18 protein-coding genes and 2 pseudogenes are annotated in these 24,105 nt (G+C 41.2%); 6 read left to right on the top strand and 14 right to left on the bottom strand.

Annotated features, from left to right (window positions below; all coding sequences use genetic code 11):
- Positions 1 to 395 precede the first annotated feature (395 nt).
- Positions 396 to 1,283 (top strand): hypothetical protein, encoded by an 888-nt coding sequence (locus tag L4C38_RS20255; RefSeq protein ID WP_428799351.1) that lies wholly within the window; start codon positions 396 to 398, stop codon positions 1,281 to 1,283.
- Positions 1,284 to 1,328: 45 nt separating this feature from the next.
- On the opposite strand, the pseudogene L4C38_RS20250 reads toward L4C38_RS20255, so the two are convergent.
- Positions 1,329 to 1,939 (bottom strand): annotated as a pseudogene (locus L4C38_RS20250) (transposase).
- A 176-nt stretch (positions 1,940 to 2,115) separates the two neighbouring features.
- Between L4C38_RS20250 and L4C38_RS20245 the strand changes: the two are divergent.
- Both L4C38_RS20245 and L4C38_RS20240 read left to right on the top strand, forming a co-directional pair.
- Complete coding sequence (locus L4C38_RS20245) at positions 2,116 to 2,439, top strand: hypothetical protein (RefSeq protein ID WP_428799350.1); 324 nt, start codon at positions 2,116 to 2,118, stop codon at positions 2,437 to 2,439.
- A 142-nt stretch (positions 2,440 to 2,581) separates the two neighbouring features.
- Entirely contained in the window at positions 2,582 to 3,382 is an 801-nt protein-coding gene (locus L4C38_RS20240; protein WP_428799349.1) for a class I SAM-dependent methyltransferase, read from the top strand.
- Between the two features lie 119 nt (positions 3,383 to 3,501).
- Here the strand turns inward: L4C38_RS20240 and L4C38_RS20235 are convergent, their stop codons facing one another.
- The gene (locus L4C38_RS20235; RefSeq protein ID WP_428799348.1) at positions 3,502 to 4,398 is read right to left on the bottom strand and encodes an alpha/beta fold hydrolase; all 897 of its coding nucleotides are present in this window, start codon (positions 4,396 to 4,398) and stop codon (positions 3,502 to 3,504) included.
- A gap of 418 nt (positions 4,399 to 4,816) precedes the next feature.
- On the opposite strand from L4C38_RS20235, the pseudogene L4C38_RS20230 reads away from it, so the two are divergent.
- Positions 4,817 to 4,963 (top strand): annotated as a pseudogene (locus L4C38_RS20230) (citrate lyase holo-[acyl-carrier protein] synthase); the annotation flags it as partial.
- 45 nt (positions 4,964 to 5,008) lie between these two features.
- Positions 5,009 to 5,935, top strand: coding sequence for a triphosphoribosyl-dephospho-CoA synthase CitG (gene citG, locus L4C38_RS20225; protein ID WP_428799354.1), 927 nt, complete (start codon positions 5,009 to 5,011; stop codon positions 5,933 to 5,935).
- Between the two features lie 215 nt (positions 5,936 to 6,150).
- Here the strand turns inward: citG and proX are convergent, their stop codons facing one another.
- Genes proX through proV form a run of 3 tightly spaced genes read right to left on the bottom strand, consistent with a single transcriptional unit; the run spans position 6,151 to position 9,424 of the window.
- Positions 6,151 to 7,158, bottom strand: a complete 1,008-nt coding sequence (proX, locus tag L4C38_RS20220) for a glycine betaine/L-proline ABC transporter substrate-binding protein ProX (RefSeq protein ID WP_428799347.1) — start codon at positions 7,156 to 7,158, stop codon at positions 6,151 to 6,153.
- A complete protein-coding gene (proW, locus tag L4C38_RS20215; RefSeq protein ID WP_428799346.1) occupies positions 7,155 to 8,234 on the bottom strand; it encodes a glycine betaine/L-proline ABC transporter permease ProW in 1,080 nt (359 codons plus the stop codon). Before proW ends, proX begins: the two co-directional genes overlap by 4 nt.
- 2 nt (positions 8,235 to 8,236) lie before the next feature.
- Entirely contained in the window at positions 8,237 to 9,424 is a 1,188-nt protein-coding gene (gene proV / locus L4C38_RS20210) for a glycine betaine/L-proline ABC transporter ATP-binding protein ProV (RefSeq protein WP_428799345.1), read from the bottom strand.
- Positions 9,425 to 9,980: 556 nt separating this feature from the next.
- Between proV and L4C38_RS20205 the strand changes: the two genes are divergently transcribed.
- On the top strand, positions 9,981 to 13,544 hold the full coding sequence (locus L4C38_RS20205) for an ATP-binding protein (RefSeq protein WP_428799344.1): 3,564 nt from the start codon (positions 9,981 to 9,983) through the stop codon (positions 13,542 to 13,544).
- A 74-nt stretch (positions 13,545 to 13,618) separates the two neighbouring features.
- Here L4C38_RS20205 and manA read toward each other — a convergent pair whose 3' ends face one another.
- From manA to L4C38_RS20160, 9 genes are all read right to left on the bottom strand, one after another.
- Positions 13,619 to 14,818 carry a mannose-6-phosphate isomerase, class I gene (gene manA, locus L4C38_RS20200; protein ID WP_428799343.1) on the bottom strand — a complete coding sequence of 400 codons (1,200 nt, stop codon included), beginning with the start codon at positions 14,816 to 14,818 and terminating at the stop codon, positions 13,619 to 13,621.
- 182 nt (positions 14,819 to 15,000) lie between these two features.
- Entirely contained in the window at positions 15,001 to 15,633 is a 633-nt protein-coding gene (locus tag L4C38_RS20195) for a LuxR C-terminal-related transcriptional regulator (RefSeq protein ID WP_428799342.1), read from the bottom strand.
- Between the two features lie 124 nt (positions 15,634 to 15,757).
- Positions 15,758 to 17,125, bottom strand: a complete 1,368-nt coding sequence (locus tag L4C38_RS20190) for a phosphohexomutase domain-containing protein (protein WP_428799341.1) — start codon at positions 17,123 to 17,125, stop codon at positions 15,758 to 15,760.
- Between the two features lie 22 nt (positions 17,126 to 17,147).
- Positions 17,148 to 18,623, bottom strand: coding sequence for a mannose-1-phosphate guanylyltransferase/mannose-6-phosphate isomerase (locus tag L4C38_RS20185; protein WP_428799353.1), 1,476 nt, complete (start codon positions 18,621 to 18,623; stop codon positions 17,148 to 17,150).
- A 15-nt stretch (positions 18,624 to 18,638) separates the two neighbouring features.
- On the bottom strand, positions 18,639 to 19,727 hold the full coding sequence (locus tag L4C38_RS20180) for an alginate lyase family protein (protein WP_428799340.1): 1,089 nt from the start codon (positions 19,725 to 19,727) through the stop codon (positions 18,639 to 18,641).
- Entirely contained in the window at positions 19,724 to 21,082 is a 1,359-nt protein-coding gene (locus tag L4C38_RS20175) for an alginate O-acetyltransferase AlgX-related protein (RefSeq protein WP_428799339.1), read from the bottom strand. The genes L4C38_RS20180 and L4C38_RS20175 overlap by 4 nt, the downstream gene beginning before the upstream one ends.
- Positions 21,083 to 21,084: 2 nt before the next feature.
- The gene (locus L4C38_RS20170; protein WP_428799338.1) at positions 21,085 to 21,699 is read right to left on the bottom strand and encodes an alginate O-acetyltransferase AlgF; all 615 of its coding nucleotides are present in this window, start codon (positions 21,697 to 21,699) and stop codon (positions 21,085 to 21,087) included.
- On the bottom strand, positions 21,696 to 22,751 hold the full coding sequence (locus tag L4C38_RS20165; RefSeq protein WP_428799337.1) for an alginate O-acetyltransferase AlgX-related protein: 1,056 nt from the start codon (positions 22,749 to 22,751) through the stop codon (positions 21,696 to 21,698). The genes L4C38_RS20170 and L4C38_RS20165 overlap by 4 nt, the downstream gene beginning before the upstream one ends.
- A gap of 6 nt (positions 22,752 to 22,757) precedes the next feature.
- Positions 22,758 to 23,987, bottom strand: coding sequence for an MBOAT family O-acyltransferase (locus L4C38_RS20160; RefSeq protein ID WP_428799336.1), 1,230 nt, complete (start codon positions 23,985 to 23,987; stop codon positions 22,758 to 22,760).
- Between the last annotated feature and the right edge of the window lie 118 nt (positions 23,988 to 24,105).

The raw sequence follows: 24,105 nt of genomic DNA, 5'->3' as shown, positions 1-24,105 counted from the left end.
GTTTGACGGTGGTTTTCGTTTCAAGTTTTCTGCCAAGTTTGGTTAAGGTTAAATCAGAACCATTGAGAACGCTTTTAGTGGCAAGTATAAGAGATCTAAGTCGTTTTTTGTGAATATTAGGGCATTGGTCTTCAAGAGTTTGCTGTAGAATTTGAATATCGCGCATCGTTAGGTATCCCTATTAAATCCATTTGATAAGGTGTGTTTTTGGCGAAATTCATTAGATCAGAATGAGCGATGCGCGTCTACTCATTGTTTTTGTTGGAAATTATGAGGGGATTCCCGAGAATGCGGCGTTAGTTTGCAACCCCAAAACAGTAGTGGTACATATAGATGTTGACAGAGCTATATCTAGATGGCTCTGTAAAGTAATAAGAGAAAATGGATTGTAAAATATGCAGTGTTACAAACTTTTACCACCTATAGGTGTCTACAAGCAGCTATCAGCAAATTCATATGAAAGGGATACGAAAAAAGAGTTCCCTTACTTCCAAACTATAAATAGTGTTGAACGTTACCTTGCTTGTTGCCCTGGTTGCTCAAACACCATACAGATCGTTAACCTTTATAATGATAAAAAGGTTGAAGCTGATCAAAGAGTTCAAAGAATGCACGCAAGGCATTATAAGGCTTTAGCACAAGGTTTTCCGATTTTTGACCAAGCAGCTTATGACGAGTGCCCGTTTTCAAATCCACTATCGTTTTCAGGGCAGTCCAAGAAGTCAAAAGGTGCAGGTGATAATGAGTTACTGTCTATCTTGCTAGATCATACAGAGACAGTGTTGGCCTTTATGAGGAACGTAACGGGCGTAAAAATATCAGAGAATCTTTTTGAAAGAATGTTGGGTAAGTTTATTGATAGCGATGGTATTAACTTTCGGCACGTAAATAAATTCAATCTACCATATTCATTTTTATATATGTCAGGGAACCAAAGTGTTAACTTTCAATTTCTAAATAGTAGTGATTCCATTTGTCTAGAGTCAGACATTAACAAAAAAAGTAAATATTTTTCAGTACAAAACGGTCAAATTAAGAAAAAAGACCAGAGTAGTCATGCCCAAATTAGGATGTATTTTACAGATCATAAGAGTGTGCTGCGACATGATGAAGTTATACAAAAAATGACGATGGTTTTGCATGAAGAACTTTCAGGAACAGAGAATACTATAACCGAAAAGACCATTGAATTTGATAGTAGTTACTTCTTCAATACTATCTCGAAACATCAAAGGCTAAGAGCCAGTGCGAAGGAAAAATACGGCAAGAAAGCATTTGATTAGATAAATACTAAATCGCAAACTAACAAGAGACTATGGCGTCAATAGTTAATTTTTGGCGCTATCTGCATCCCACACACAGCCATCTCTGAGCATTGAATTTAGGATGACTACCATCTTTCTGACGCAGGCAATGATCGCTACTTTTTTTGGTTTTCCTGCGGCTAAAAGTCGTTGATATGTCTCCTTAAATACAGGGTTACATTGCATCGCTGACATCATGGCCATGTATAAAACAGTCCTTACTTGCATGCGTCCACCTTTGATCATTCTCTTGCCTTTAAAGCTACCACTTTCACGCGTAATTGGTGCGACCCCGATTAATGAAGCGGCTTGTTTATTGGTGATGTAACCTAGCTCAGGAACGTTACTGATGAGTGAGGCTGCGGCGATTTTCCCGATACCAGGGACGCTCTGTAGTATCTCGTTTTTAGCTCTATTGCCAAGAGCGCTAGAAAACTTTTTGATGTGTAATGGGTTCACGATGACATAAGGTAAATTGGCATTTTCACACGCTAAGATGAATGGCATCTCCAATCGACCCGTTGCTTCAATAACAATCCGTTCTGGATGATATTTAGCAATAGTTCGAATGGCTTGTTTGATCCCTTTTCATCATTTGTGACGTTAGAGTAGATATCGAGAGGGCGGATATAGATATCAAGTTGTGTCTTACCCTGATTCGTTAGTTGTTATCCATACAAGCGTTTAAGACAGATTCGCAACGCTTGGCATTTTCGGTTTGCTTTGAATTTAGTGTTTACGGCACAATAGTTTAGGTAAGGTGGTGGCGTCGCTCACGACTTAACGCAGCGTATGAATCATAGGAGTGGAAATGTACAAGGTAGTGTTATTCTCAATCGCAATTTGCATAGGTCTTGTAGCGATACCTTCGTTAGTCTTCGATTTTGGCGACTGGACTGAGCTTATCTTACGCTCTTCGGTTGGTTTCTTTTTTGGCTTGCTTATAGCTCCGGAGATTGATCGGAAGATATTTAGATCTCCAGCAGTATTTCAATCGATTTCGGGTTTTTGCTGCGGTTTTACGTTGGCTTATCTTTTAAACGCCTCTTCCGAATGGGTTCTGTTAAGTGCTCTAATAGGCTTTTTTATGGGTTTTACAGCTCGTTGGTGGGTAAAGCATATCCCCTTACCATAAATTCATAGCAAGACGTTCAGAACGACTCGCCACGCTTGGTATTTTCAGCATGCGTTGAGTATAGTGATTACGGAGTTTACTGCGGCTTTGGGTGGCGCGTGGCTCACGTCTTAACTAATCGTTAACTGCACAGGAGGAAGTCGTGCAAGAAGAATATATGGATTACTACTCAAAATTTGACGAAGAAAAGCGTCTTCTTTCTCAAAATATAACGCGTATTGAGTTTGATACAACGTTAAGTGTGTTGGAGTCTTATATTGCCCCAGCAAGTCACTTAACTGAGTTCGGCGCGGCTACTGGTCGCTATTCACTTCATTATGCTCGACGTGGAATGCATGTGACAGCAGTCGAGTTAGTCCCTGAACTAGTCGAACAACTCAATAATAATGCTAAGAGCCAACATCTAGAATTGGCTGTTTACGAAGCAAATGCAATTAACGTGAGCTTTATAGAAAGCGGCACTCAAGATGTTGTTTTAATATTAGGACCACTTTATCACATACCATTGAAGTCAGACCGAGAAGCGGTGTTAAAGGAAGCAAATCGAATATTAAAACCAAATGGCGTAGTTGCGATTGCGTATATCAGCCGTTTCTTTGTTGCGGGTCTGCTTGCAAAAATGTCCAATAGTTTAGTTTTTCCTGAAGTTCTGAGTGAGTTGAATGAAAGTGGCTTAGTATCATCTCCCGATGTAGATCCATTTTTTAGAACAGGTTACTTTGCTAAGCCTTTAGAAATTGAAAACTTGGCAATTCAATCTGGCTTTAGTGTCGAAAGTCATATTGCAACTGATGGGTATGTTCGGTTTATTGGTCAGGAAGTTAATCGACTCAATGATCAACAGTATCGAGCATGGTTCAAGTATCATCTATCAACTTGCTCCGAGCCGTCATTGCTAGGTAGCAGTAACCATGGTTTAGTTATTGCGAAAAAGTGCAGTTAACAAGAGAGTATTGCGTCAATAGTTGATTTTTGGCGCTATTTGCATCCTACGCACAACCTCCCTTAGCATCGAATTTAAGATAACAACACGCCCCCATTCTTGTGCCTGTTAATATCAGTTTATCTTTGTGGGCAATTAGTATCATCGAGAAACTGTTCAATTTTATTCCCAGCAAATATATATTGTTGCTCTGTCCAAAGATGCCCTGCGTCTTCAAGTATCTCAAATTGAAAATTTACCTTCAATTTAGATATTTCTTCAACTATGTCATCGACTGCCTTGTTAGACGTAATATCTTTAGCACCAAGGATGAGTAGGGTTGGTGATTTCAATTTACAGAGTTCATCTACAGTTAGCGGTCTTGGCGTAATCTTACTAATAATTTTACTTCCAACCATCGCTTTAAGCAGAACCTGAAACAGCTTATTATTCTCATCAACCAAATCGACGGCGTTTTTTTGAATAAAACGTTTTTTGATAGATAAACTTGAAACTAATGATGTAAAAATAACGTTGATGATATAGAAAGGTCTTACACCAGAAACCGTTGCAGCTGGAGCTGTTAATATTACCTTTTTCACTCTTTCAGGATGGGCAATAGCAAACATAGATGCTAGAAATGAGCCCAATGAATTCCCTCCAATTGAGACTTTGTTGAGTCCTAATCCATTTAACGTTTCCTCTAACCACGTGTTGCTATCTTGAGTGTTTTTTAAAACTTTTTTAGGCTGAGATAACCCTACTTGATCAATTATGTCGATACAAAACACTCTTCGCGTCTTTGTAAGTATGGGGATCATTGGCCCCCACATTCCACTTGTTGCTTGGGCCCCTGGTAGTAAAACAAGTGGTTCTCCATCGGTGGGACCTGAAACTACTACATGTGTCTTTCCAAAACTTGTATCAATCCATTTATCTTCATATGGAACCGTCCATTTTTCCATTAGAAGATTGTATGCCTGTAAAAAGCTCTCTTGACTCTCCGAAGTGTTAAATAAAGAAATACTCGAATTCATTATCTTTTAATTCCTTATAGTTCCTATTTTGCGGCGATATTTAAATAACCTTTAGCGTTTGAAAAATTATGGTCAATAGTTGTAACTAATTGACAAGCGAATTCAATCGCAATAAATATCGCGTTGATTTTATTGTGCTTTTTATGTGTAGAATAATGTGATTACAATTCAACTATGTAAAAACCACAGCATAAAAGATTGGTCTGATGTTTGCGCGCAACTTCGCGATATGGTGTTGAGGGGCTCTGTCACGCTCGAACAAATTACAGGCAATGATACCAAATGAAACTCGTCCTGTCCTGTACTGTCTGGCGCGAGATTTTGAAGTGCCAGATATGAATTACTTACCGCCGTCTATACTGATGATGTAATCAGTTTAAATTAGCTGATGGTCGCTATATAAAAGGACCATTCGCTCGGGCATCTATTTGACATTGATGTTATCCCTCAGAATCTTCAGTCAATTTCTTGCCAAGAAGTCAATCGTTCCCCAAGGATCTGTTTAGTCTGTGGTAGCAAAGCCAAGTTTTGTTCTAGAGCTGAATACACGCAAAGTCAGAATTGATAGAAAAAGTGATGGAGATGACCGATGGTTATCAATAGAACGCTGATGTGGTTGCAGGATGATTGCGATATTTATCGCCCAGTGAGAAGTGGGCAATCTCAACTTAATATTTCTGATCTGGTTGGCAATCTTGCCTACCATGCCATGATGTTAGAGGTTCATCTTACGCCTAAGCCTGGCTTGGTTGATTGCGCCAATAGCGGAGCCCACCAAAATATGGATCTCAGCACTTTTGTTGCAAGCTGTGATGCGTTGAAGCCGTTTATGAAAGAGTTCGTTCACGCTGGTTCTCAAGCCTCACATATAGCAGCCAAAAATCTCCTCACACAGCTTCGACCTATTGGAATTGAGGCTGAAAAAGCAATGTTTTATGCAACGAACGGTGTCAATACTCATAAAGGAATGATTTTTACTCTGGGTCTAATTTGTGGTGCGGTAGGTTGGTTGCATCAAAATAGCCAAGCCTACGACGCGAAGCGGGTTCGTGAGGTGATAAGAGCGTGCTGTGCTTCATTGGTTGAGAGTGAATTAAAACAGAACCTGACAAAATCTAATACTGCCGGTGAGCGAATTTATCAGCAGTTTGGCTTAACAGGCATCAGAGGTGAAGCTGCTGCGGGTTACCCGACGATTTTTAAGTATGCACTACCAACTTATACCCAAGCTATAGAGCAAGGGGACTCAGAAGAGAGATCGCTGATCTTAACATTATTCGCATTGATGGCTCAAAATAACGATACTACGGTTATCAACCGTGCCGGGTTAGATGGCTTAAATTTTGTTAAGCAGCAAGCGGGTGTCGTTGTGGCAACATGCTATGACAGCTACCACGATTTTGAGCAGCATATTCTTGCAATCGATAATTCATTTATAGAACGCAATATTAGCCCGGGAGGGAGTGCAGACTTGTTGGCTGCTACGTGGCTGTTGGTTCAACTCGATGTTTGTTCGCAATCACTTATCAAAAAGTAGGCTAATTAATTCAGTGTATTAGTGCAGGTGCATATGGCTACTCATATTCTGATTGGCAATGATGTGCTCATTCGTCCCTTGAAGCTGGTGATAAAATGTCGCAACGGTATACAATTAAAAGGGATTGTGATCATTGGTGGGTAAATGACGTGATGTCAGATAGAAAAAGCCAGTGGTGTAAACCACTGGCTATTGTGATAACCACTTAATATAGATTAAAGCGCGGCTTTCTTCGCTTCAGAAATCCAAGAATTAAATAGTGCTTGGTTTGCTTTGATCCAACCATTGGCATGCGCTTCAATGTCAGCAGCAGAGTTCTTGCCTTTGCTCATGATCATGTTCTGTGCACTGACATCATTGATGTCGACTTTAATGATTTCAAACAGTTTTGCCGCTGCTGGGTTTTCATCAGTGAACTGCTTGTTAGCAACGATGCGCATAGAGTTCATTTCGAAACCGTAGTTTTTACCATTCGGAAGAGTGGTATCTACATCGCTACGCTCGCCAGGAAGTGCAGAGAATGGCACTTCTAGCCAAACAACATCTTTACCCGGAATAAGTACGCCACTCACCCAGTATGGAGTCCATGTGTAGTACACAATTGATTCACCATTTTGGTAACGTGAGATCGTATCAGCAATGATTGCCGCGTAGTTACCTTGCTGGTGTGTAACGGTGTCACGCAGTTTGTAAGCCGTTAGCTGCTCTTCAATCACCATTTCACAGCCCCAACCAGGTGTACAACCTGTTAGATCAGCTTTACCATCGCCATCAGTATCAAATAGCTTGGCGATTTTCGGATCAGAGAGCTGACCGATATTAGTAATGCCATATTTGTCTGCGGTTTTTTTATCAACTAGGTAACCTTGAGCTGCGCCGCTAATGTATTGACCTTCGCGAGAGAAACTGTCGTCACCACCAGCCATGGTGTACTTTTCTGCGTGAAGAGGGAACCAACCCACAGCTAGGAAAGTAGCATCGCCTTTTGCGATTGAAGTGTAGCCAACGTTGTAGTCAACTTCTTTTGTTTCACTTACATCGTAACCTAGCGCTTCCAACGCTTTGTTTACGATAAGTGTTTGGAAGGTCTCTTCAGCAACAGTGGATTGAACTGGTTGCACAGCGATGCCTTCACCAGGCAATTTTGCTGCCCAAGTACTAGTGGATACAACTAATGCAGAGACTGCACCTGCAAGTAGTGTTTTCTTCCATGAATTGTTCATTCAGTTTTCTCCTGGATTGATTTTCCATCAGTTTTGTTCGCGCCGAGTCTAGCGATGATTGAAGCTGGACCTGAGTGATACCAGCGCAGTTTCGTATCTTGTGCGTTTTCACCAAGTTTTTGCGTAACGCGGTCGAGTAAAATGGCGAGGATGACAATACCTAAGCCACCGACAGCAGCTAAGCCCATATCTAAACGACCGATGCCGCGAAGTACCATTTGACCAAGACCACCAACAGCAATCATTGAGGCAATGACGACCATTGAAAGTGAGAGCATGAGTGTTTGGTTAACACCAGCCATAATGGTTGGCATGGCAAGTGGTAATTGAATGCGGTAAAGCATTTGTTTTTTGCTTGCCCCAAAAGAGTGACCAGCTTCAATAAGCTCTTCAGGTACTTGTTGAATACCGAGTATTGTCAGCCTCACCACTGGCGGCAGTGCAAATATGATCGTCACGACTACGCCAGGGACGTTACCAATACCAAATAACATTACGATTGGTACCAAATAGACGAAGGCGGGTGTGGTTTGCATGGCATCGAGTATTGGTCTTACTATTCGTGCTGCTGTGTCATTGCGCGCTAGCCATATTCCGAGTGGTAAACCGAGAAGCAAACAGAAAAAGACGGAAGTCATCACTAATGATAACGTCGTCATGGCTTCGCTCCAGGCCCCAATGAGTCCAATGATCACTAAAGAGGCAAGGGAAGTAAGCCCTAATTTTAAGCCAGAGAATTGCCAAGTGAGTAAAAATAGAATCAATAACATAAATGGCGCAGGTGTTGAAACTAACGCGGTTTCAAATGAGCTGAGTATAAAATCGATGGGTACACGTATTGCTTGAAACAGCGGTCTACCATGATTAACCAACCATTCGAGTCCGTTTTCTACCCAAACATCAAAAGGGATTACGGCATCTGAAAAAGGATTCATTATATCAAAAGGTGCTTTTTCGACGGTTTCCGTTGATAACCAGTTCGCATCGCTTGATGCTGTCACAGCTTCACCCCATGGGTTGCTTTGCTCGGGGGTTGCTTGTGCCCAGGGATCATTGCTTGTTTCTTGTGATGACATGATTAATCCCTATCCAATGCATGAAGTAAACGTGATTTAGAAACCACGCCAAAATACTGACCTTGCTCATCGACCACAGGGACAGAATAAGCAACGCCCGCAACGCTTCCCAATATTTCATTGATTGGCTGGTTTGGCGTAAGAGTTATAGCGGAGTCAATTTGTGCACTTACAAGGCATCGTTGTTGTTGTTTCGCCTCACGTAGCGAGTCAACAGATACAAGACCGGAGTACTTATTCGATTTGTCGATAACCACACCATACTCACGATCACTGTCGCTGAGTAATCTAAGAGCTGAGGCGGGACCATCGTGTTCCGACTTTTTAAACACTGCTGCTGGATTTTTACGCGCAATGTCTTTCGCTGTCAGCACGCTCGCGATGTTAACACCACGAAAGAATGCTTCGACATAGTCATTGGCTGGTTTGTTTAGGATTTCGTCGGGTGTGCCTACTTGTACAACCACACCGCCTTGCATGATGGCAATACGGTCACCAATTCGCATCGCTTCATCTAAGTCATGGGAAATGAACACGATGGTGCGCTTATCATCTCCTTGTAACCGGATTAGCTCATCTTGCATTTCGGTACGAATCAATGGGTCCAAAGCAGAGAATGCTTCGTCCATCAATAGAATGTCGGGGTCACACGCTAATGCTCTGGCTAAGCCAACACGTTGTTTCATGCCACCAGATAATTCATCAGGGTAGGATTCAGAATAAGCATCAAGACCAACGCGGGTGAGTGCCGAAAGCGCCGCAGATTTACGCTCTGAAGGTGTTACCCCGGCGAGTTCTAAGCCGAATGCGGCATTCTCAATTACCGTCATGTGAGGCATCAAAGCAAAATTTTGGAATACCATTGAGATATTGTTACGACGTACCTCTCTTAGTTCCTCTTCAGAGATATGCGCGATATCTTTACCGCGTAAGAGTACGTTACCTCGGGTGGGTTCAATAAGACGATTGAGTAGTCGAACCAGTGTTGATTTACCAGAACCAGAGAGCCCCATGATGACGAAAATTTCGCCTTCATTAATAGACAATGATACATCGTGAACACCAACAGTTAGACCTGTTTGTTCGAAGATAGCGTCTTTGTCTGCGCCTTTCTCAATAAGAGAAAATGCTCGATTGGGATCTTCCCCAAAGACTTTGTAGAGCCCCTGTACTTCCAAAATGGGCGACATTTATTAGTCCTTTAAATATTGTTAATTTTTGTCGAAAAACTTTCGTACTCTAAATAAAAATAGACTAAAAATCAATCTGGGCAAATGTAAGTAATCAAGCGGAAAGAAGGCGGGTGTTATCTATTTCATTGAAAAATATAAAAAAACACACCAAAGGTATAACCTTAAGTCGAAGTGATGTTTCAGGTTGTAAATCGAGTATGCATCTCAATTTTATGCAAAACTTATTCACTAGTTGTTGAATTTACAGCAATGGAAATTACTTCAAACGTAAAGGATTGAATAGTTAGTTGAATTTTTAGCACTAAATCTGTCGACTCTATAAAATGCACCGCCAAGGTTAGACCTCAAATGAATTGTGGTTTTGTTTATATGCATATAGAGGTTTATTTTTCGAGGTTTTTGGTATGGGAGTGTTGGTTTCGTTATTAGTGCTGTCCGCTAAGACCAATTGTGATTTTTTGTCATGCTCATAAATATATTTATAGGTGATATTTCTGGGTATGAGTGCATTTGTGGGGATAATGACCGGATCAATTCAGCATGGATAGTCTTAATGAAGGTTGTGTTTTACTTCTTGCTCTCGCTTATTTTTTTGCCTCATTATTTATTGGCTAATGACTCACCTGAAGTGAGTAAAACCAAGCAAATCAGCTCAGAGAAAGATGCTCTCATTGTAGGGAGACAATACGAAGCTCATAAATATTTGTGGAAATCGGCAAAAGTGAGTGAAGACAACAGTACATATCAAGATCTCGCTGAGCAGCTTGCTCAATCATTGGGCTCTGAGACCCGCTATCGCTTTTTTGCGGATAGGGATGATTTGTTGGCAGCGCTGCATAATGGCGAAATCGATATGGCGATTGGTTACGCGAAATCGAGAGCAGCAACCCAATATTATAACTATAGTCAGCCCATTTTTAATATTCGCTCTGTCGTATGGTTTCATAGCTCGGCACTAATGAACAAAGCAGATCTAAGTCTTAAATGGGGCTGTGTAAGAGACTCGATGTACTGCGATTTGCTACATGACAATGGTGTTAACGATGTGGCGATGTTTAATACCGAACGTGTGTTAATGCGATCATTGTCAAATGGTGAAATTGACGCCATTTATACCGATGTCGTTTCTGCACAGCAGTATCTTTCTGTACGTACTGCGGGCGAGTGGGTGGGAGATATCGATTACTTCTCTACGCTACCTGCTTTTCCATCCTCAATATTGACGTCCAAAGATAATCGGATCTTGCATGCTCAGATCGAGAGCTATCTTTTATTGTCTCAAAGTTCTATTCAACGAAATCAGCGAACATTAATTGACTCTCTGGGTGAAGAGATGATGTTTAACGCGCTAAACTCTGAATATGGTCACAGCGTGATACGGTACAGCTTTGAAGCGGGGATGCGTCCATTTTCTTATCAAGAGGCAGGGACAAACAACCAGATAGGTTATATTCATGATTTGATGTCAATGCTTTCGAGAAAAAGCGGCATTCAGTTTGAATATGTTGATCCAAATAACCGAAATCCTATCGACATGCTTAGCCGTGGTGAAATAGATATCTTGCCAGGCTATGTTGTTGACAAGGATGCAGAATTTATTTTCACGGATTCATTTGGTGATGTTGATTGGACTTACGTTGAGTCCAATCATAAAACAGGTGATGGAACTACCGCCATTTTGGACCGATCTGGGCGTCTCATTTTGCCACAAGCAAGCCAGATGTTTGAGAAAATGCCAATCTTCTTTAGGGATCTAGACAGCTTATTGGAAGAAATGAAGGAAGGTCGCGTCGACTATGCTTACATTCCGTCATATGTTATTGATTATCATGCATATGGCAACAACAACAATGTTTACAAAATTATCTTGGATTCAAATGCGCAAAAGCTGAGTATTGAGTTGGGCTTTACCCTCAATGCTAATAGTACTGTACTGCAACCTATTATGAATGCGGTTCTCAAGCAGGTGAGTTCGAATGAGATTGAAATGTTGCATTTAAAACATCACAAAGTCATTGCGCAATATGGTTACGATAAATCGCAGATCACCATCATTTCGTTATCGATTCTTTCTCTTTTTTTACTGGTTGTATTGACCTTTCAAGTGAAGGCCAGTCGCCTTTCAAAGTCCTTGCTTCGTGCGGATGAAATCGCTCAGCAAAATTCAAGACGATTACGTTGGCTCAGTGATTTGCTTGACCGTTTACCGAGTATGATCGCCATTTACGACGCTAGTGGCTCAATTGTCTTGTCTAACAAAGCATTCAACGAGCATGGCAGCCAGTGCAGGAGTTTCCAAAAGGGTCATTGTTTACTTAAACGTCGCCCTCATCAAAGTACAGAGGTAGGGCACTTGGTCTGCCAATGTCGTTTTTCTAGTCGCTATTTAAGAGTGATAGAGAATGAAATTGGCGGCATGAACGATGACGGTCGCTATAAAATGATGGTGTTTGATGACTATACGGTGCTGGAAAAGCAAAAAGATGAGCTGAAAGCATCAAATGCACAGGCGCTCAAAGCGATAAAATCAAGGGATCTTTTTTTAGCCACAATCAGTCATGAGTTACGGACGCCTATCGCGGCTTTGATTGGTTTGATGGAGTTAATGAGCAGTAAAGTAGAGAGTGATGAAAATATTGAATTGTTGTCAAATGCACAACTGTCCGCCAATCGTCTGAGGTTATTGGTCAATGACATTCTCGATATTTCAAAAATCAAAGCCAACCAGTTTCATCTAGATATCAGAACGGGCAATGTTTACTCTGAATTGTCGTCACTACTGAGAACCTATGAATCAAATGCGTCGATGAAGCATTTGAACTTTCTACTCAATTGGAAGCCAACATCGTACGCAATAGCAAAGATCGATTGGCTACGAGTCGCTCAAATTCTCAATAATTTGCTGAGCAACGCAGTCAAATTTACACAAACAGGTTCGATAGCTGTGAGTGTTGAATTGCAGAAGCAACAATTGATTGTAGAAGTGAGTGATACAGGTTGTGGTATGAACGACGAACAGCTATCTCATATGTTCACGCCTTTTGCACAAGGTGACGTTTCGATTACTCGCCAATATGGTGGAACGGGATTAGGTATGACGATAGTCAAAAGCATCGTCGAAATGATGTCGGGGGAGTTGAACGTCTCCAGCCAACATGGTGAAGGTACAACCATAAGTGTCAAACTCCCAGTGGAGCATACGGCAGTGTTTGACGCACCAGAGTTAACGGCGTCTTCGCAAAATAAGGCTATCTTAGATTGGTTAAAGGTTTGGAATGTGAACATGATGAATGTTGAAGATGTCATTCAACCAATCGCAGGCTGGCAAAATATTTATCCTGATTTCATCTTCAATTCTTTGCAAAGGAAAAATCAAGATATTGGTTTACTAGAAGATAAAAACCGAAAATTTGTCGGTCATGTGTTAGTCGTTGATGATGATCCAATTAACCGGTTACTGTTTAGCAAACAATTCTCAAAGCTAGGGATTTTGCCAGCAATGGCAAATGATGGTGCTGAAGCCTATGAGTATATTTGTGAGCACTTTGATGACTTAGATTTAGTGGTAACGGATTGCCATATGCCAAAATTGGACGGATACGAACTGACGAAGAAAGTGAAAAATAATGCAATATATGCTCACTTACCTATTGTTGGTTGTACCGCGGAAGATTCAAAAATTGTAGTTGAAAAAGCCGCTAATGCGGGAATGTGTCATGTTCTATATAAGCCGTATACATTTGAAGAACTGTTGAATGTGCTTGCTCAGTATCTAGAATTGGAACACACCTTAACCACAAGCATTAAGTGTGATAACGCGGCGGACCTAGCTTGGTTGCAAGGGCATCAACAAAGCGAATGGTTTGAGATCATGGGGATTGTTGTGGGGGCGTTTAAGCAAGATAGGGAGCTCATTGCCAACAGAGAGGATTTAGCTTTAGTCATTCATCGGTTAAAAGGGTCAGCGTCTATACTCGAACTGAATAAACTGACTGATCTAGCCAAAGAGTGGGAGAAAGAAAGTGAAACTGACGAGCAGGCGAGCGTGCAAAATATCCTAACGGAATTAAGTCGCCTAATAGAACTCTTCGATGGGTGGCTTGGTGAGCATGAATAGCTTCTTACTACGTTAAGTTATCAACACAGAGTAATTTAAGCACAGCGGCGATTAGCCGCTGTGCTTATCAAAATCTAGATACTGTGCTCTGAATTATAGGCACGAGCAAATGCCCCTTGGCAACTTGCACTATAACTTTCAGCGTAAGCAGGAATAAACACAGATTCGCCCTTTTCGAAGGTTCTGGTTTCACCGTTAACGTGTGAAATGGTTAGTGGTGCGTCAATAGCTAAAAGTATTTCAGCACTGTTTGTTTGCAGTGGTTCATTTTGCGTTGTTGTATACACACTAAAGCAGAAATCACGTACAGGTACGTCATAATGCTTGGCATTACCGTGAGCAAGTGGCGTTATTAAAAGCTCGTCACTACGCAGGGGAGTACAACGTAAACAGCTTATTAGTTCGGAGACATCCATATGTTTTTGTGTCAAACCAGCTCGCAATACGTTGTCAGAATTTGCCATGATTTCGAGTGCGGAGCCTTTAATATAGGCATGAGGCGTGCAAGCATCTAAAAACATAGCTTCACCGGGTGCAAGTGTAATTGTGTTCAACAACAATGGTGAGAATAATCCCATATCTCCGGGGTATTGTTTCGCTAGGTTGAGAATGAGAGAGAACAGCGCATCAGAGCTATGTTGTTCAGCGTAGGCGATTAGTTTTTCTACACAAATCGTTTTCAAATTACCGTTTAACGACAATAACGTTTCAAATAATTGGCATAAGCCGCTTTCAGTCAGGTTGATTTCAAACTGATTGATAACTTGAGATAACTCATCAATATTTAGCTGGTGGAATAAGGCTAATATGTCAGCAAATTCGCGAAACCCGTTCATTGCTTGGTAGGGGGTTAATGCAAAAACAAGCTCTGGTTTATGGTTTGGATCCTTGTAGTTGCGCGTGCTATCAGTAATTGCGATGCCTGCGGTGTGTTCTTTTTGAAAACCATCCTCTGCTTGCGACTTATTCGGGTGTACTTGAACTGAAAGAGCTTGCTCAGCACAAAGAATTTTAAAGAGGAATGGGAGTTCGCCAAACAGATGACTTGTTTGGGCTCCCAATATGCTATCGATGTCTGAATCTATGAATGATTTGAGAGATATTTCTACGCCATTGTGAGTAATCGTGGAACAACCATTTAAATGAGCTCCCATCCAAACTTCAGCCTGTGGCATATTGTTCGGATTAGGTATATCAAACAAATCATTTAGTGAGGAGTAGCTTCCCCAAGGATATTCTTGAATGACAGTTTTTAGTGGAAAAAAATATTGCATAATAATCCTCAATTTCTGAGTTATTTTAGTGGCGCGCTCTCTTTTATAATTCAGCCATACCTTGAATCGACTGTTTATTTTTATATTGCCGTCCCGATGGAAATAACTATAAGCACTAAAATTATGCTTATAGTTATGTCTATCCGCTAGGAGAATGCTGATGAAGGATGTTGTCTACTTACTCAATTAAGTAAGTATTTATTCGCCCATTGAGTCGCTTGTGCTCGATTCTTAACATTGATTTTTTTATATATGTTGTAAATGTGCGTTTTGGCAGTCATAGGGCTAATATCGAGGGAGACGGCAATATCATTATTTGAATTACCTTCTAGTATCATCCTTAATATCTGTTTTTGGCGTGCAGTTAGATCCCCAATAATCAAACGTTTTTGTTCATGGTAGCCACGAAAATGGTGGATCAACTGTGTGCTTAGTTCTCGAGATACCCAAATTTCGCCCCGAATCATCCTTTTGATGCCAGTGACTAAAAACTCCAAAGAGTCTGAAGGCTTGAATGTGCCAACAACTGATGGCCAAGACAAAAAAGCACTATATTCCGTTTCTTCGTGAACATTGAGCAAAATAACCATGCAAAGTGTTGGGTTTTCTTCCAACTGCATTTTTAAACTACTTAGTTCGCTAACGTCGGTGGTAAGGTCGACAAGGACAAGAGTTGGCTTGTTTTCATTTCCAATGAAGTTAACTTGGCTGATTTGCTCAAGGTTGAGCTCACTACAAATAACTTTGGTAAATGCTGCGCTTTGTAATGACTCTTTTCCAATGTATAGAATTTTTTGCTTCGAAGTATTTTTCATTGTGAGAATCGTGATTCTATTTATTAGTGGATTAAGTGTTCAAATGTGGGTGATATCGCCTAACTGTTAGGCAATACCACCCCCAGCCTTATATAGCCAGATTAATGGCTTTAATCATTAGCATTTAGGAACCATTTAACATTTCAATGAGCAAATTGGTTTTTTCTCTCATTAGTTGTACATCACCTTTACTTTCCACATTGAGTCTAACTAACGGTTCAGTGTTGGAAGTGCGGAGATTGAAACGCCACGTGCCTAAATCCACACTAACACCATCGGTAAGATCAAGTTGAAAACCATCACTCTCGAAATGTGCGGCAATCGCTTTTAGTCTTTCAGGCGCGTTTTCAAGTGTTAGATTTATCTCCCCAGATGCAGGGAAGGTTTCAATTCGACTATCAATCAAATCTGAGAGAGTCGTTTTGCTGCGACAAAGTAGGTTCAATGTCAGTATCCATGGGATCATGCCACTATCGCAGTAATAGAAATCACGGAAGTAGTGGTGTGCGCTCATCTCACCACCGTAGATAGCATCTTCCAGTCTCATTCTTTCTTTAATAAATGCGTGACCAGTTTTCGACTGGATAGGAATACCGCCGCAGGACTCTATAACGTCTATCGTATTCCAAGTGAGCCTAGGATCATGAATGATCTTGCTACCGGGGTTAGACGCTAAAAATGCTTCAGCGAGCATACCGACAATATAGTATCCCTCGATGAATTGACCTTTTTCGTCAAACAAGAAGCAGCGGTCAAAATCGCCGTCCCAAGCAATACCGAAATCGGCGTTGTGCTTTAAAACCGCGTCGCTGGTGGCAGAACGGTTCTCCGGTAGTAATGGGTTAGGTATTCCGTTGGGAAATGTACCATCTGGCTCATAGTTCACTTTAATGAACTCGATCGGAGCATTTGCCTTTTTTAAAGCCGCCTCAATAACATCAAGGAGAGGACCTGCAGCACCATTACCCGGATTGACGACAATTTTTTTAGGAGTAAGCGCTTTGCTATCAACAAATTTAAGTAAAAATTCAGCAAAAGCGTCTTTAATGCATTGTTGTGTGATGGTTCCTTTGCTTTCTACGATAGGGAACTGGTTGTTCTCTGCTAACACCTTAATGTCGTTGAGACCCGTATCACCACTGATAGGTTTGCTGTCTTGAGCTACAAGCTTCATCCCATTGTAGTCAATAGGGTTGTGCGATGCTGTTACTTCAATACCGCCGCAAGCGTTGAAGAATGGTGTGGCAAAATAAACTTCTTCTGTACCTGCCATACCAATATCAATTACATCGGCACCGCCATCAATAAGACCTTTTGACAATGCGGCTTTTAGCGCGTTGCTTGATTGTCGAATATCACCACCAACCACGACTTTGCGTGCAGATAGTTGCAAGGCATAAGCTCGACCTATCCGGTATGCAATATCTTCATTGAGTGATTCACCTAACTTTCCGCGAATGTCATATGCTTTGAAGCATGTGAGTTGTTTCATTCCCATATCCCTATTACGTCGCTTACTTAACTGAATGTAAAAACTGCATTGGTTGCATTAGTCCAGCATCGTGCTTTTCTGTAGTGCTTCGTCCGTAAAGGTCTTCAACGCGTTCGATGTCGTTGTCGCCAAGATATGACCCTGTTTGGATTTCGATCAGCTCCAACGGTATTTGACCGTTATTGGTTAAACGGTGATAGGTTGCTGGAGGAATGTAAGTTGATTGATTTTCTGTCATGACGAAGGAACTGCTATCCACGGTTACAACCGCACTGCCTTTAACCACAATCCAGTGTTCCGCTCGGTGATAATGACGATGCAGAGAAAGGCTATCTCCTGGGTTGATTGTAAGCTTAACAACCTTATAGCGATTCCCGTTGTCGATGCTGTCATTGAACCCCCAAGGACGGTAACTCTTGGTATGATGACTGCCTTCTATTCTAGATTTGCTCTTAAGCTTTTCAACCACGTGTTTCACGTCCTGTACGTAGTCTTTGTGTGAGACCATGACGGCGTCTTTTGTTTCAATTACGATGGTGTCTTTTAAGCCGTTAACGTTGACTAGACGGTGATTGGACTTAACCAAACAGTCCTGATTGTGTTCTCCGATCACATCACCTTGGTAAACGTTGCCAGCTTCGTCTCGAATATCGTCTCGTTCTTCCCATAATGCGGACCAACTACCGACATCGTTCCACCCAGCTCCAAGAGGAACAATGACAGCATCTTGCGTTTTTTCCATTACAGCGTAATCGATCGAAATATCCGGGCATCGGCTAAATACGGTGTCGTCTATTCGATAGAAATCGAGATCTTTATACTTTGAGTTAATCGCAGTTCGACAGTATTCGATCACTTCTGGAGAGTGCGCTTTAAGCTCGTTCAAAACAACACTAGCCTTAAAGAGAAACATGCCACTATTCCAGTAGTAGTTACCTGACTTAAGATACTCCATTGCGGTTGTCACGTTAGGTTTTTCGACGAAGCTATCTACCGTAAAAGAATTGTGCGTAGAGGTTTTACCAGCTTTAACGTAACCATAGCCAGTCTCAGGTCCCGTCGGTTCAATACCAAATAATACAAGTTGCCCTTCAGAAGCAGCGTTTGAAGCTTGCTCTAGCGCACGATGGAAGCTCGCTTTGTCGCGAATGACATGATCGGCAGGCAAGACAAGCATTAATTCTTCACCAAGTCCCATACTCTCGAGTTCCAATGCTGCGAGAGCGACAGCCGGCGCGGTATTTCTACCCATTGGTTCAAGCAGCACAGAACGCGGTTTGCAGTTAATATCAGCGAGTTGATCTTTAACAATAAAACGGTGGTCTTCACTACAAATGAATATTGGTTGTTCTGCTGAGCCTTTAGGTAAGCGCAAAACCGTATCTTGCAATAGAGTGTATTCGCTCACTAAGCTTAGAAACTGTTTAGGAAAATCTTTACGTGAAAGAGGCCACATCCGTGAACCACTGCCACCTGATAGAATTACTGGAACCATGATTAATCCCTTAATGGTTTAATTGTTAGAGTCAAAAAACAGAAATTCCAGATCGCCGCCTAGTCGAGTTGAGCGGAAATTGGAGGTTATTGACATTACTTTTTTAATTTGTGCTTCTTGAGAAGGCGAGTAGGTTAGGTAGGGGGTTAGCCAAGCAGTGCGCCCCTTTATTGTGATGTCAGAATCAGCCTGTACTAGCCCGGTTTTTTGTTCAAAAATAGCTTCGCCAAGAGCATGACGGAAAAGGTTTTCCGTCAACAGTTCGATTTTCGGGCGATGTTGTTCGTACAAATCAGGGTTGTTTTCAAAAACGAAAAGCCCAAGCATCGCAAGAGGTTGCATGGCATAGTTATGGTACATTGCGGCACGAGTTTCTCGTTTTAGTTCATTAGGTAGAAAGCCTTCGCTGTCGATTTGACCTGATGCATAGACAAAAACATCTTCAGCCCATTGATAAAGTTCTGAGTCGTGGAGCACAGCCGCTGACGCTATAACTGCCCATGCTGCCCAATAGTCATGATTGTTAATCTGCGTTGGCTTTCTATCGGAATAGTCATGTTTGACTTGGTAGGCGAGTGTTGAGATCCAGTCCTTTATCTGTTTATCTGTCGTGTCTGGTATGGAGTTAGAATAGTTCAAAGAGACTTTTAAGTAAGAACTAGCAATGGATGCCAAAGACCATTTTTTGACAGCCTTACCGACATAATTGACTTCGCCGGTAGATAGAGAACTGTTCATAGCCCAATTAGTCATGTTGCTCAAATAACAAGTCAAATCGTCCGGGGCTGGCGATTTCACCAGTTTATCGCTGAGTTTAGCGAGATAAGAAGCGAAGCCATTGATAGCTTTAGTACTATCAATGTATTCCTGCGCTTGTTTTTCAACTACCGTGCTTTTGCTCTTTTCACTTTTACTGTATTTGCTGATAAATACCAGATCTTTTGTAAAAGGGGGATGCAGAGTACAGTTAGAACCTTGGCTACTATTAACAACCTTATTTACAGTGTACTGTTGTGGATCCAGTACTACGTTAGCTAGGCTAACCGCAGGGGTCAGGATTGCGCTTAAAGCGAATATTACTGTGAAATGTACTATTAATCGCATCATGCATCCCACTCGTTGCTAAGGCAAACAGAGCCTTCAATCTGGCTTATTTCCCCTGACTTTGCAGAAGAGTCAATGACGTCAATAGCAAGAACTTTGCCCAATTTATCGGTATTAATGTCACCCAATTCGAATACATACCTACCGTCTTTGTGGCGGTTTCTGGTTGCATTTAAGTTAAGGTTGATCTTCTTGCCTGAGTCAAACCACACACGCAATTTAAGACTAGTTGTATCGAATACTCCGGTATCCAGATCGACAATAAGTTGCGAGGGGTAATAGTCAAAAAGTTTAGGGTCGAAAATTAACTCTTTCTTTTGACCATTTTGTAAAGAACCAGAAAAGACAGTTAAAGGATCTGCTGACTTACAACCATTATTAACCATAGGGATTAAGTGTTGAAGGTTGGCGTACTTTGATGGGTTGTAGTAAGAAAGCAGCTCCCAAATAATAATTTTGTGTGAGCTTGTATCATCGTCTAGGTTTTCAAATAACTCCAACCATGCTCCAAATTCACCGCCACCACTCAGCGCAAGGTTAGCAACATGTCGTTGAAGAGATTGTTTTAAAAATCCTTCGAAGTGAAAAGTTTCAACTTTGGAAAAGCTCGTGCCTATCATATAAATTTCAGGATCGTTGCTGGAAAATAAGTCTTCCTCGACGGAGGGGGTAGTCTCATAGATCGTAGTAGATTCATCTATGAATGAATAACCACACAGTGTTTTCAATGTGGTATTAAACGTAGACCGATTCAGCTGTCTATTCCCTTTATTTGTCGTTAAAAACCCCGCTTCGATTTGAGGTATATGGTCGACTAGCCCGTTATCGTCTAGATATTTCGCGATTGTATTTGCTGCGTGGCTTGCGCCTTCAGGTCGCCAGTGTATATCGCGTTTAAAATAGTAGCTGGGTTTAACTGTATCCATGTTTCTTGATAAGTCGGGTACGTGTAGCCCAGCTGAACGATACATTGTTAAAATGTTGTCATAATGTGCTTGTAGAGCTTGTTTAGACGAGAATTCACCATTTTTCCATTTATCCCCTTCAAGTGTTCTTGGAGGAGCTAGTGCGATCACTACCGTCGCGTTTAAACGCTTTTCAACAGTTTGGATAAACCTTTTGAAGTTAGCGATACTTTCTGGGGTAAATTCAGTTGAAAGTTCTCTATTTCCACCAATCATCCAACCATCATCATTGAGAATGAGCGGATACATGTACTTAGTATCTTCGCTAGTAAAGTTAGTTTGTGATTGCGTCGCTTTACAGAGCTCTAATACAGGTGAAATCGTATAGTTTGGTGTTGCTGCAACAGATCCACTGAATAATATAAACAGCAGTGTGAATATGTTTGTCTTCATCGTTACCACTCTGACTCTGAAATAGTAATTTTGTTTCCTAATACGGTGTTAAAAACTATGATATCGCTAGCTTGTCCACGTTTTAGTGATATTAATGGAGTGCTTGCTATAGTTTCACCATTATTTTTTATGCTGAAATCTAGTTTCATTGGGTTAATGTTTCGAGTCGATATTTCATTAGCTTGTACATTTTCGAATACAGTCTTATTTGATTTGGTTGTTGTTAGACTAAGATCTATGTTAGATAGATTGAAAAATGAAATATTGGCTTTTTTCTTGGTGTTGGCTTTATCTTGAATTACGGACCTAATGCTATTGTCATCTATAAAAATAGTCAGCTTCTTATTGCTGTCAAAAGTGATTTCTTTGCTGATTGACTCGATTGTGAAGTTATAGGTCCCACTATCTAATGCTATATAGGAAGAAACACTTAAAGGCATTGTAGCATTTGTTTTTTTTCCATTTATAAGCAATGACTTAGCTGTTCCCGAAACATTTAAAAAGCGAACGAAGCTTGAATCTTTATTAGGTTTAGGGTCATAAAGCGCAGCGTCGTTTGCTTGTGAAGGAAGCGCTAGCATGGCGAACAAAAAATAAAGAATAGTTAGTAATTTCACGAGTTCTCTCCTTGTTTATTTATGTTGAATTGTTCTGACTCAAAATATCGGACGGGGATCTCCCACAAGATAGTGCGGATACTTCCATCCATAAATGATGGATCATCGAGAACTGTTTTCATCGGTATGAATGGACCTTCACCCTCTGAGGACATATCGATGAGGTCTTGGCTAGTTGCTTCCTTTATAAATCCAGAAAAGTTCCAGTTAGGATTTGCACTATAGCTAGTCCCAACGAGTAGTAACTCAGGTAAAGGCATGTCACTAAACAGATCATCAACATCATCCGATACTAGATTGGTTGTATAGAGCGATAGCCTATCGGGTTTCGGACCTAGTTTGCTAAAATGGGGAGCGACTGGAACAAAGTTTAATAAGTCTCCACGCATTACAGTTTCTTTAACTAGTTGAGATGTGAATGTTTCCTCACCATTGGGTATTAAAGTACTTGCGACAGCGGTTGCTGCGATTCGGGCTCCATCAGGTGACCAATGAGTATCGGTTTTTAGAAAGAGTAGCGAATTCTGTTGGTTGTTCATGAAGACAGGAAATAGATCGAGGTATTCAATGCCAATATTATCGAGTTGCTTAGTGACTTGAAGACGTAATGTCTCCCCTCTATTTTGCTGATCAGGCGCAAAATTACTATATACTTCAGCTTTCTCTGGGATAAGAACAACCTTCAAATTGATGTTATTGTTGCTTAAACTATCCAATGTCTCTTTAACAAAATGAATATTGCTATCGATACTCGATTGTGTCGGTGAATAGAATTCTTCGCTGCTAAAGAGCCAACCATTTTTTCCTACAATCACCCCTTTTAATCCCTCATCGAGAAGGACGTAGTCGAGCATGCCCCAGAAGTTTTTCGACCAATCTACAAGTACTGCATTTTCATCATAGCGACTTTCAAATAAACGTGTTCGTTCGCCATTGAAGCTATTTCCTTCAACTGCTTGTTTAGGTAATGAATAAATATTAGCTGCCCCAACGAGCCCAATAAATAATATAAAAACCAGCGATGTAATATATGAAGATATGTTGTTCATCATCTAGCCTCAAAATTGAAAGTAGAGAAATGGAGAATACGCTGACGCAATCAGCTTACTAATAGCTAGCCCGAATAGCCCGGCTATCAAGATTGGTTTCAATGGTTGCAAAACTGGTAATCGGAAGTTTTTCCCTCTTTGATCTATGTTTTCCCAAAGAATATAAGCAACCCCTATTATGAGGAAAAACAATGACCTTGCGGACATCTCCAGTTGTAAGCTAATTGAGCTTAACTGAGTTAAATCAAACATTACTTGGTAGTAACCAAGAGCCTGGCTCATGTTTTCTGCACGAAATGAAATCCATCCTACGATTACAATTAGCATAGTGACGCTATAACGAAGTAGGAGCTTGTTTGTTGATGTAGCCCAGCCAGTTAAACGTTCAATGGCAAGTGCGGTGCCGTGCAATGCGCCCCAGAATACAAATGTCCAGTTTGCACCGTGCCATAAACCGCCTAAAAGCATTGTTAGTAATAAGTTACGGTAGGTCAGCAAGCTACCACCTCTACTGCCACCCAGCGGAATATACAAATAGTCGCGCAACCAAGTAGACAAACTAATATGCCAGCGTCGCCAGAATTCGGTAATGCTTAAACTGACGTAAGGTTTGTTAAAGTTTTGTACGAAGCGGAAACCCATCATCAAACCTAACCCGCAAGCCATATCGCTATAGCCAGAAAAATCGAAGTAGAGCTGAATTGAGTAGGCTAGGGCGCTGAGCCAAGCATCGATAAAAGAAGGTTCAGATAATGCAAAGCCTGCGTCAGCTAGAGACGAAACTGAATCCGCGATAAGGACTTTCTTTGCGAAGCCAATCATAAACAGCAGCACGCCTTCACTGAAAATCTTGAAGTTGTGCTCACGGCTCGAAAACTGATCTGCTATGTCTTTATATCTAAGAACCGGTCCCGCAATAAGCTGAGGGAAAAGGGCGATAAATGCTGCGAAGTCGACCAGACGCTCCGTAACAGGTACGTCTTTTCTGTAAACATCAATCACGTAGCTTATTGCTTGGAAAATATAAAACGATATACCAATAGGTAGTATTACGTTCGCTAGCGGTAGCGGTGCGGCGTCTATTGAGTTCAGCAAAGAGTTTAGGCTGTTAATACCGAAATCTGCGTACTTGAAATAAGCAAGAGTAGATAGGTTCCCGAACACCGCGATGATTAACCATCGTTTTGCGGACTTTCCGCATCCCGAAACCAATGCCTTCGCTATAAATTGTGCTAACACATAATTCCAAAGTGTCACCGCAATAAATAGTAATAAGAAATCTACTCGCCACCATGCATAGAAGCTATAGCTTCCAAGCAATATTACCCAGGATCTGAATTTGAAAGGTGTTAGATAA

Source organism: Vibrio kasasachensis (assembly GCF_050337565.1).
Classification (GTDB): Bacteria; Pseudomonadota; Gammaproteobacteria; order Enterobacterales; family Vibrionaceae; genus Vibrio; species Vibrio kasasachensis.
The sequence above is the reverse complement of the archived record's forward strand: the minus strand, read 5'-3'. Positions and strand labels throughout refer to the sequence as shown.

Excerpts from the sequence above, each read along its gene's own strand:
- L4C38_RS20255 (WP_428799351.1), top strand. The coding sequence starts at position 396 with ATGCAGTGTTACAAACTTTTACCACCTATAGGTGTCTACAAGCAGCTA.
- L4C38_RS20245 (WP_428799350.1), top strand. The coding sequence starts at position 2,116 with ATGTACAAGGTAGTGTTATTCTCAATCGCAATTTGCATAGGTCTTGTA.
- L4C38_RS20235 (WP_428799348.1), bottom strand. The coding sequence starts at position 4,398 with ATGAATTCGAGTATTTCTTTATTTAACACTTCGGAGAGTCAAGAGAGC.
- citG (WP_428799354.1), top strand. The coding sequence starts at position 5,009 with ATGTGGTTGCAGGATGATTGCGATATTTATCGCCCAGTGAGAAGTGGG.
- proX (WP_428799347.1), bottom strand. The coding sequence starts at position 7,158 with ATGAACAATTCATGGAAGAAAACACTACTTGCAGGTGCAGTCTCTGCA.
- proW (WP_428799346.1), bottom strand. The coding sequence starts at position 8,234 with ATGTCATCACAAGAAACAAGCAATGATCCCTGGGCACAAGCAACCCCC.
- proV (WP_428799345.1), bottom strand. The coding sequence starts at position 9,424 with ATGTCGCCCATTTTGGAAGTACAGGGGCTCTACAAAGTCTTTGGGGAA.
- L4C38_RS20205 (WP_428799344.1), top strand. The coding sequence starts at position 9,981 with ATGAAGGTTGTGTTTTACTTCTTGCTCTCGCTTATTTTTTTGCCTCAT.
- manA (WP_428799343.1), bottom strand. The coding sequence starts at position 14,818 with ATGCAATATTTTTTTCCACTAAAAACTGTCATTCAAGAATATCCTTGG.
- L4C38_RS20195 (WP_428799342.1), bottom strand. The coding sequence starts at position 15,633 with ATGAAAAATACTTCGAAGCAAAAAATTCTATACATTGGAAAAGAGTCA.
- L4C38_RS20190 (WP_428799341.1), bottom strand. The coding sequence starts at position 17,125 with ATGAAACAACTCACATGCTTCAAAGCATATGACATTCGCGGAAAGTTA.
- L4C38_RS20180 (WP_428799340.1), bottom strand. The coding sequence starts at position 19,727 with ATGATGCGATTAATAGTACATTTCACAGTAATATTCGCTTTAAGCGCA.
- L4C38_RS20175 (WP_428799339.1), bottom strand. The coding sequence starts at position 21,082 with ATGAAGACAAACATATTCACACTGCTGTTTATATTATTCAGTGGATCT.
- L4C38_RS20165 (WP_428799337.1), bottom strand. The coding sequence starts at position 22,751 with ATGATGAACAACATATCTTCATATATTACATCGCTGGTTTTTATATTA.